The 9,002-nt window shown below is 59.9% G+C and carries 7 protein-coding genes and 1 pseudogene; all 8 read right to left on the reverse strand.

Going from position 1 to position 9,002, the window contains the following annotated elements; all coding sequences use genetic code 11:
* Nucleotides 1-81: 81 nt before the first annotated feature.
* Entirely contained in the window at nucleotides 82-2,118 is a 2,037-nt protein-coding gene (locus ACYCCG_RS07795; RefSeq protein WP_459669969.1) for a pyridoxamine 5'-phosphate oxidase family protein, read from the reverse strand.
* A gap of 27 nt (nucleotides 2,119-2,145) precedes the next feature.
* Nucleotides 2,146-2,775, reverse strand: coding sequence for a glutathione S-transferase family protein (locus ACYCCG_RS07800; RefSeq protein WP_103462089.1), 630 nt, complete (start codon nucleotides 2,773-2,775; stop codon nucleotides 2,146-2,148).
* 169 nt (nucleotides 2,776-2,944) lie between these two features.
* Complete coding sequence (locus ACYCCG_RS07805) at nucleotides 2,945-3,496, reverse strand: UPF0149 family protein (protein ID WP_459669972.1); 552 nt, start codon at nucleotides 3,494-3,496, stop codon at nucleotides 2,945-2,947.
* Nucleotides 3,497-3,587: 91 nt separating this feature from the next.
* The gene (locus ACYCCG_RS07810) at nucleotides 3,588-4,577 is read right to left on the reverse strand and encodes an asparaginase (RefSeq protein ID WP_209967645.1); all 990 of its coding nucleotides are present in this window, start codon (nucleotides 4,575-4,577) and stop codon (nucleotides 3,588-3,590) included.
* Nucleotides 4,574-5,728, reverse strand: a complete 1,155-nt coding sequence (locus ACYCCG_RS07815; RefSeq protein ID WP_209967647.1) for a hypothetical protein — start codon at nucleotides 5,726-5,728, stop codon at nucleotides 4,574-4,576. The genes ACYCCG_RS07810 and ACYCCG_RS07815 overlap by 4 nt, the downstream gene beginning before the upstream one ends.
* 10 nt (nucleotides 5,729-5,738) lie before the next feature.
* On the reverse strand, nucleotides 5,739-6,635 hold the full coding sequence (locus ACYCCG_RS07820) for a nitrilase family protein (protein ID WP_176685130.1): 897 nt from the start codon (nucleotides 6,633-6,635) through the stop codon (nucleotides 5,739-5,741).
* A gap of 145 nt (nucleotides 6,636-6,780) precedes the next feature.
* A pseudogene (locus ACYCCG_RS07825) lies at nucleotides 6,781-8,716 on the reverse strand (flavin monoamine oxidase family protein).
* A 143-nt stretch (nucleotides 8,717-8,859) separates the two neighbouring features.
* On the reverse strand, nucleotides 8,860-9,002 hold a 143-nt coding region (locus ACYCCG_RS07830; protein ID WP_177325377.1), incomplete at its 5' end, for a hypothetical protein.

Consider the following 9,002-nt stretch of genomic DNA (forward strand, 5'->3'; position numbering starts at 1 on the left):
GGGATTATCTTTCATCTGGATGCCTGGTGTTAGCTGTGCCGGCCTCTTCGCGGGCAAGCCCGCACCTGCGACTGGCTTGAATCAGACATCCAGCACCAACGCCTGCATCCCCTCCTCCACCTTCGCCGGCACAGCACAACAGATCAGCACCGAACCCGCCTCCGGCAACTCTGCCGGCGGATTCGGATAATGCACCTGGCCGCTCACCAGCCGGGTCTTGCAGGTAGCACACGAACCACCCCGGCAACTGAACTCCGGGGCCAGCCCACGCGCCTCGGCCAGTTCCAGCAAGGTGCCGCTACCGGGAACCCAGCGTGCCTCCTTGGCCGACGCGGCAAAATACACCGGCACCGGTTCGTCAGCGGCAGGTGGCTGTTGCAAGGTTGGCTGGTCTGCGTCGGTGTACCGCCGCAGCGTCGACGGGCCAAACGCTTCGGCGTGGATCCGCGCATCCGGCACATGCACCCCACGCAGCCCTTCGTAAAGCTGCTGGGTGAAGCTGCCCGGCCCGCACAGGTAGAAATCGTAGTCGTCCAGCGCCAGCGTTGCCTTGACCTGATCGATACCCAACCGACCAGCGAACTCATAATCACGGCCGACCTGCGCGTGCCCTTCAGGCTGGCTCAGAGCGCGGTGTACATGCAGTAGATCGCCAGCCTGTTGCCGCAAGGTCGCCAGTTCCTGCTGGAACGGCAAGTCAGCCAGGCTGCGTGCGCCATGGAACAGATGAATGCGCCGAGTCTGCCCCGTGCTCAACTGTTGGCGCAGCATGGCCAGCAACGGTGTGATGCCCACGCCCGCGCCGATCAGCACCAGCGGCCGCGTGCTTTGCTGGTCAAGCGTGAAGCTGCCCATCGGCGGCCGTACATTCAACACATCGCCGGCCACAACGTGCTCATGCAGATACCGCGAAGCCGGGCCCTGGGCTTTGACGCTGATGCGCAAGAATGCATCGGCCGGGGCACTTGAAAGGCTGTAGGTACGGATCAGCGCCGCTTCGCCATCACGCGGCACTTGCACAGGCAGATGCTGGCCAGGGGCAAAGGCCACACGGCAGCCTGCCGGTGATTCGAGATAGAACGAGCGGATATCGCGACTTTCCTGCTCCACCCGCAGCACCCGCCAGGCCAGCCATTGGCGCTGTTGTTGCCGCTGCTCCAGGCGCGCATCGGCCTCGGCCCAGGTGCCGGTCATCAGACTGGTCGGCGCGTATTCCTTGAAAGCCCAGCGCAGGGCAACGGCTGCCGGACGCCTCACCACCTGCTCGACCTGCAGTGTCCATAACCGCTCAGCCCCTTCAAAGACCTGGATGGCCGGGCTGTCCAGCAGCACCTCGGCACGCCCATACAGTTGCAACACATTGCCATTATTGAAGTCGATGAACAGCAAGCCGGCCCGCGGGTTGACCACCAGGTTACCCAAGGTGTTGAAATGCAGATTGCCAGCATAGTCGGGAATGGTAAGCCGATTGCCTTCGACCTTGATGAACCCTGGCCGGCCACCACGGTGGGAAACATCCACCGAGCGCCGGCCGTCAGCATGCTCGACATAGCTGGCGACGAAGAAGGTATCGGCGGCCTGGATCATGCTGACGGTTGAGGTATCCAGTGTTGTCGCATCGATGCGCCCGAGGGCGGGTTCGGTGACGCGGGTGTAGTCACGCAACTGGATGTACTGCGGGCAGTTGCCAAACGCCTGCTCTACGGCCACTTGCAGTTGCCCTTGGGCAGCGTGGCGGATCTGCCCGTTGATGCGATTGCGCCGACGGGTGTGCAGTTCGATCCCCAGCAAGCCCACCGCCTGCCCGGCAGCCAACCCGGGGGTGGCGGGGTCATCTACTGGCAACGTGGTGTGGATCTTGAGCATACAAGGGTCGGGCGAGCTTACGAACCCTTCTGGCCCTTCCAGCAGCGTGGCCCATGGCCGACCCTGGGCATCCACACTGGCGGCGACCATGAACGGTAACTGGTGATAGAACGTCCGGTGCTGGTCGGGCATGTGGTCACGAATGACCTTTTGCCCGAACGCCTCCATGCGTTCTGCTACACCGACCTTTTCCTGCAGGGTCTTTTCACCCGCATGCCAGGGTGAGGGGCGGTGATCAGGAGACTGTTGCATGGCGGCGTTCCTCGCGATGGCGGGGTTTCAGGCGTGGGTTTGCAGCCCGATCACGGTGCGCGGCATGGGGACGAAACGCGGCAGCGCCTCGATCCGCGCCAGCCAGTTGCGCACATTGGCATACGGCTCCAGCGACACATTGCCTTCGGGGGCGTGAGCGATGTACGAGTAGTTGGCAATGTCCGCGATCGTGGGTGTGCTACCCGCCAGGAATGGCGTGTTGGCCAACTCGGCATCGATCACCTTGAGCAAGGTGTGGGCACGGGAAATCACCTCGTCGGTATTGAACGAAGCCCCGAACACCGTGACCAGGCGGGCGGCTGCCGGGCCAAATGCCAGCGGGCCCGCGGCGACCGATAGCCAGCGTTGCACACGGGCAGCGGCGGCAGGTTCTTCGGGCAGCCAGGCACCGTTGTCATACTTTTTGGCCAAGTAGACGAGGATGGCGTTGGAGTCGGCAATCACCGTGCCGTTGTCATCGATGACCGGAACCTGGCCGAACGGGTTGAGTGCGAGGAAGTCCGGCTGCTTGTGCGCGCCTTTGGCCAGGTCGACGAACACCAGCTCGGTGGGCAGGTTCAGTAGCGAGAGCATCAACTCGATGCGATGGGCATGGCCAGACTTGGGGAAGTTGTAGAGCTTGATCGGGTTCGACATGGGCTTGGCTCCTGGTCAGCGCCGGGATGGGGCTGATGGAGCACATGCTGCACTGGATCGGCTGGCAGCAGAATCAGTGCGCAGGGGAAACCATAATTTCGCGGGGCGGAACAATGGTTTCCAAACACTTGCGCTGGCGCCTACAGGTGAGCGCTAGCCAACGATCCGATCAGTGCAGCTTTTTGAAATGTCGGTACAGCCCACGCGCAGCCTCGACTACCTGCGGCACACAGGCCTGGATATCCTCATCGCTCATCTGGTCCAGCAGCTCGAAGTTATCTTCCAGCCCATGTAGCGAAATGGCCTTGAGCAGCGGGGCCTGCTCCGGTGGCAACTCGCCCCAACCGGCCACCTGGGTACCGCGCATGTAGCCGAAACACCACTCCTCCATCACGATCACAGTGCCCTGCTCGCCTTCGCGTTCCTCGAGCAGCGGTTCGAACTGGTCGACCTCATTGCTCAGTTCTTCTGCCACCTGGCTGGCATAACGCAGCATCAATGCCGTGTAGGCCTCCTCATGCGCGGGTTTCTTGAACTTCGGTACCTTGCCACCCGCTACCGCCGGCAGCCATTGTTCCGGCAGGACAGTGATCGGCGAACTGGCGAGTGCGACGAAAAAGCCATTGAGCTCGGCCAGGTCCAGCACCGAGTAGTCATTGCCATAGGTGATCAGCAGGTCTTCGAGGCGGTCGAGTTCTTTTTCGCTGAGTACGGGGAGCATGGGTAAAAATCCTGGGAAGCAAAAGTGTGTGCACCCTAGCACAGCAACGCCGGAAGGGCTGCCCGCGCGAACGACCGCGCGGGCAGATCGTTCAGGAGTGCAACCAGTCCTGCAGCTCATGTTGCCGGCCGGTGCCAATCAGCAGCCACAGCAAGATACGGCACTTGCGCGGGCAGAGTTGCCCAGCCATGTACACGCCTTTTTTCAGCAGGTCGATCTCTGCACCAACAAACCCGTAGGTTGCCCGGGCTGTAGGCCCTCTACCTGTGCGCGTAGCAACCATGACCGGCAAGCTGGTCGCCAGGTGTTCCAACACTTCGGACCAACTGGCGGAAACATGGCCAGCACCGAAACCGGCGATGACCATCCCCTCATAACCCAATGTGGCCACAGCCTGCAGCAGCGCCGTGTCTGCGTCCAGGCAGGCTTCCAGCAGGGCAACGCGCTGGTCGGTGCGATAGGGTAACGGCAACACTTTCCGTCGCCCGGGCCGATGGCGATACAACACAACACCCTCCACAACGTCGCCCAACGGGCCACATCCGGGCGACTCGAATGCCGCCATCGCCAGGCTGGCCGTCTTGCGAACCCTTGCCGCGCAGTGGACCTGATCATTCATGACCACAAGCACACCTCGCCCACGGCTGTCTTGTGCCAATGCAACCTGAGCCGCAGCCAACAAGTTGGCCGGCCCATCATTGCCCGGCTGACTCGCCGAGCGCATGGCACCGGTCATCACCAATGGCACATCGAATGGCCAGAGCAGATCCAGGAAATAGGCCGTTTCCTCAAGGCTGTCGGTCCCTTGGCTCAATACCAAGGCCTGAGCTCCGCGCTCCACCTCGCCACGGGCCCATGCCAGCACCTCCAGCAACGTCGCGAAACCCAGCGATGCACTGGGGAGCAGGCACAATGAAGCAACGTTCAACTGCGCCATCTCGCGCAACTGTGGAACCTGAAGCAATTGCCGCTCACAATCCAGGCTTGGCGTTACACCATCCCCGACAGCACAGGCCTGCATACTGACCGTGCCGCCCAGAGTAGCGATCGACAGCCTGGGCAGGCTCGAATGTTCACTCATGCTTCTCCCCCCACAAGTAATCCGACTACAGGCACGATTCCCAGCGTGCAGACGGCCATCGACACCACATTGCCGATGTAGCCATGCACATAGGCCGGCAACCGCCGAGTGATCGCCACTGCCAGCGGCGGAGCCACCAGTGCCCCCAACACTGCACTGGCCACCACCACTTGCCAGCTGCCGCCATGTGTCAACACCGCGGCTGGGACGATCGACACAATCGGAATGTAGGTAGGGTACCACCCACGGGCTTTCCACTGTCCACGCCAGAATACGACCCCGACCAGGGATGCCAGGGCCTGGCCGGCCACCATCTGCATCACCAGCATCGAACCGTATGACACGGCAGCCGGGCTCAACAGGTAAGCCAGCAACACACCCAGCAATAGCCCTAGGCTGGCCAATTCATTACCAAAGAATGGGGCTTCGCTGAAGTCGGCCAGAACCCGCCGTAAAGTCCAGACCACACCGTAATCAGGCTGTTTGACTACCGGCTCCACGACGGTGGGTTCACAACATTGGCGTACCCATGAAGGAAAGCGCTTGCACAGGATGAAGGCCACCACGCTTGCCACTGCCATGCCACTCACATTGCCCACTACCACTGGCAACTGCAGGGGATAACACAGGTAATTGACCATCAGCAGGCTGGCCGGTGTTACCAGTAGCGCCCCCAGTAGTGCCCCCGTGATCGTCACCCGCCAGCCCGCACCAAAAAGCAATACCATGGCTGCCGGCAATGACACGAAGGCAACGAAGGTGGGTTGCCAGGTGCCACTGGCCAATGTCCATCCCCACAACACATGACTGAGCAGCAAGCCCAAAAGCGAGCTGGTAAACACCCATGGCCATAATCCGCTGCCATAGCAGATGGCAAAGCCCTGCCACCGGTACCCTCGCAGCTGCGCCCAGTGCGCCAGGCACGCCCCCAGCAGCAAGCCCAGCGCGGGCAGTTCGTGCTTGTAGAAAGCCACTTCACTGATATCACCCACAATCCAGCGCAAACGGCTGAGCGGCTCATCGAGCGTCGCCACCCTATGCGCATAATCCAGCCATTGGCCATGGGCAAGGCTTGCAGCGAGAAACACCAGCAGGCAGCCGAAAATCAACACAAGCCAATACTGCTGTCGTGAGAAGAGGAGTGTGTTCATTCGCAACTCCTCAACGTGGCATAGGTGCATGCAAGCGATAGCCAAGGGTGGCATCGTAGAGGTCGGTGCGCCGGTCTCTTGGCAGGTCGTTGAGGCTGTTCCAGATCGGTGCCGAGCGCGCACTGCTCAAGTCGACATCGGCATAGATAATCTCCTCGGCTTCTGCACTGCCCACCTCGCCGATCGGCCAGCCATTGGTACCGGCGATCAGCGAGCAGCCCAGGAAGCGCCCGCCCCGCTCGCTGCCGACACGGTTCGCGGCGGCGATATAAACGTTGTTGACATGGGCTGCCGTCATGGTCAGGTACGAGGCCATACAACGCCCTGCATCATCGAACAACGGCGGCGGGGTCCATACCCAGTTGTTGAGGCTGCAGATGATGTCGGCGCCTTGCGCGGCCATCACCCGTGGTACTTCCGGGAACCAGATGTCCCAGCAGATCAGCAGGCCGATACGGCCGATAGGCGTCTCGAACACCGGGAACCCCAGGTCCCCAGGGGTGAACCAAAGCTTTTCCTGGTTCCACAGATGCGCCTTGCGGTAGTGCCCGAGCAGGCCTTCGGGGCCAAACAGTACAGCACTGTCGTAGAGCTTCAGCCCGTCACGTTCGGCAAACCCCGCAGCCAGGTATACCTGGTATTGCTTGGCGAAGTCTGCCCAGGTTTTCAGGCAAGGGCCGTCCCGCAGCACCTGCGCATGGGAATAGGCTTCGGCACGGGAGTTGAAGGTGTAGCCCGTGTTGGCCAGTTCAGGCAGCACGATCAGGTTGGCACCTTCGCGTGCTGCGCGCCGGGCCAATGCCAGGCCTCTGCTCACGTTGTTCTCACAGTGCTCGAGACCGACCTGAGGGTCGTACTGGATGACAGCGATACGTACGGGGCTGACGGGGGAACAGGATTCAGACATGGCGGCTTCCTTTTTATGGTTGTTTTGGAAGGACGCCAGTAAAGCGATGTTGGGTCAGGGAGCGACAGTCAGGAGAGTCCTATGGGGCCAAAGGAAAACTACATAATCGCAGTAGGACTCCCCCTACAAAATGCCCCGTACGCCGTTATTTCCCAAGCTGATAGTGTGGGTAGTACTCAAGGGTGAAGCCGCCATTGAACTGTGCTGACGTGTTGTGGCAGAGATTGATGACCGTATCGATTGCCGTGCGCAAACACGGCTCGGTCCATCCGGCGTCAACTGAAAAGGACTCGCCAGCCAGATACAGCCCTGAGCGCGCACTCAGGTCTCGGTTGTATTTCATCAGGTTTACAGCATCAAAGTAGGTACCTGCCCTATACAACTTCGCGCACCCGAGCGCATTTCGGTCTGTGATCCAACGCTGTATGCAAATATTTCGAGTATCGACGTAAGGCGAAATAGCCTCCCCCACATTGGTGCAGCGTAGAAGGATCCGATCGAGCTCCTTCAGGCATTTGCTCGCCAACTCCGCATCAGAGAAGGCTGCCAGTTTGGTCGCGTCATCCTCCCAGGTATAACTGAGGAGAATGCAGTCATCTGGATAGCTATCGTTGTACCGATAGGCATAGACATCGTGCACAAAGCTATCGGTGATCAGAATTTGCGGCATCGGCTTGTGGTCGAGGAAACTTTTCTTCAACGGTGCATAGACCTTGCAACTGGTCTCCCAATGGGCATGCTTCCAGGCGTCGATAATCGGCTGCGGCAACATCTGGCGAGTGAAGCCGTTGAGGCTGATGTTGGTTTCGATCAGCCATGACGGAGTGGTCATGATCACGCTGTCGAAGTCTTCATATTCGGTGCTCTGGTGTAACGGATCACTGCAGCGCCAACGGTATCCGACCCGAATACGGCCATCTTTCAGCTTCTGCACCGCACACACGGAGGTATCTGTCAGTAGCCCATCATTTGTTTTCAGAAGATGTTCATATAGCGAGATCCCACCCATGCCGACGTCCAGGTGCAAAAGGCTTTCGTCGAGGGCCGCAAGTCCGAGGTAGGCAGGCCCTTGAAACGGCAATCCCCTGCTATCAGGGACATTGTTTGCTTCAGGTTGCGGCGCAGTGTAAGGCACACCTCTTGAATCCACACGGCCATGCACCAACTGCAAATGACTGCTGAAGCCAAAGATTGCCGTACGTAGCGGGTACAGGCAGCAAACATCATAAAATGCTCCCCAGCTGCCATCGCCAATACCGATTGCATAGAAAATGGCTGACTCGTCACTGCTCATGCCCAAACCGCCAAAGTCACCGGGGTTTTCAGGGTCCCAGGCAGTAAGGGCGGGCAAATGCACCAGATCCCTGAACGACAGTCGATGATAGCGTTCGACGATTTCCCGCCATAGCGACTCCCAGCTTGACGTTCCATAAACCGCGGCAACATGTTCAGCAAATTGCTGAGCAAAATTGCGCCATTTCTCGTAGACCTGTTGCAAGATTGCCGAAGGAGGTGGGGTTTCGCCTGACGGATTACGCCAGATCAAAAGACCCGGGTCACCTTCCCCTTCTAATTGACCTTCGCGAAGATAAATCCCCGTGGCATTCACCCAAGGTGTACCTGGGTTAGGGAAGTCAGAAATCCGCAGCTCGAACAGTTTTGCGTAATAGGCCATAAGCGAGCGCCCCTCTTTAGGCGACTCTCCAGTCCTATTGAAGAACGGCATGCGCATCGCCCCCATTTCAAAAGGGGTTGCAGGTTGCTTGTGGCTTGCTGAGCTGTTCACGACCGTCAGGTGTCGCCCGCCTACACGCCGGGACTGCTCAATCAATGTGATACGGTTGAAACCACAGCGTAATAACTCGCGGGCAGCAGTCAACCCGGTAACTCCGGCACCGACGACGCAAATGCGGTGATCGGGTTGTGTGGCACGTGCGACGCCGCCCTCTTGTTCGAGAAGCCGGCGGTAGTCGAAGCAGAGATCCGGGGGGGTTAGGGAAACGCGCGGCCCACGGCTGCGTGGCCAGTAATGGGTCGATGGCCAGATCGGCAGGATGGTTGTGTGTTGAACCAATAGTCATGTTCTCGTGTTCTCCATGAGTAGAGAACCTGAGAATGATCAATTGCAAGAGGCGTAAAGTGGTTGCTATGCACCACCCGACGGCACCTACAGGATCGTGAAACACCTGTGGGTGCCGCCTTACAGCGATCAGGGCGCCAGGGCTTACACCGCCAGGGCGCGCTCACGCAGCTCGCTGTTGAGGATGCGGTCGTTCTCGCTGTAATCGACCGGGCAGTCGATCACGTGCACACCCGGGGTCTTGATGCAGTGCTCCAGCAGCGGCAGCAGGCCTTCGGCGCTTTCCA

It is taken from the genome of Pseudomonas sp. VEM90 (assembly GCF_054611535.1).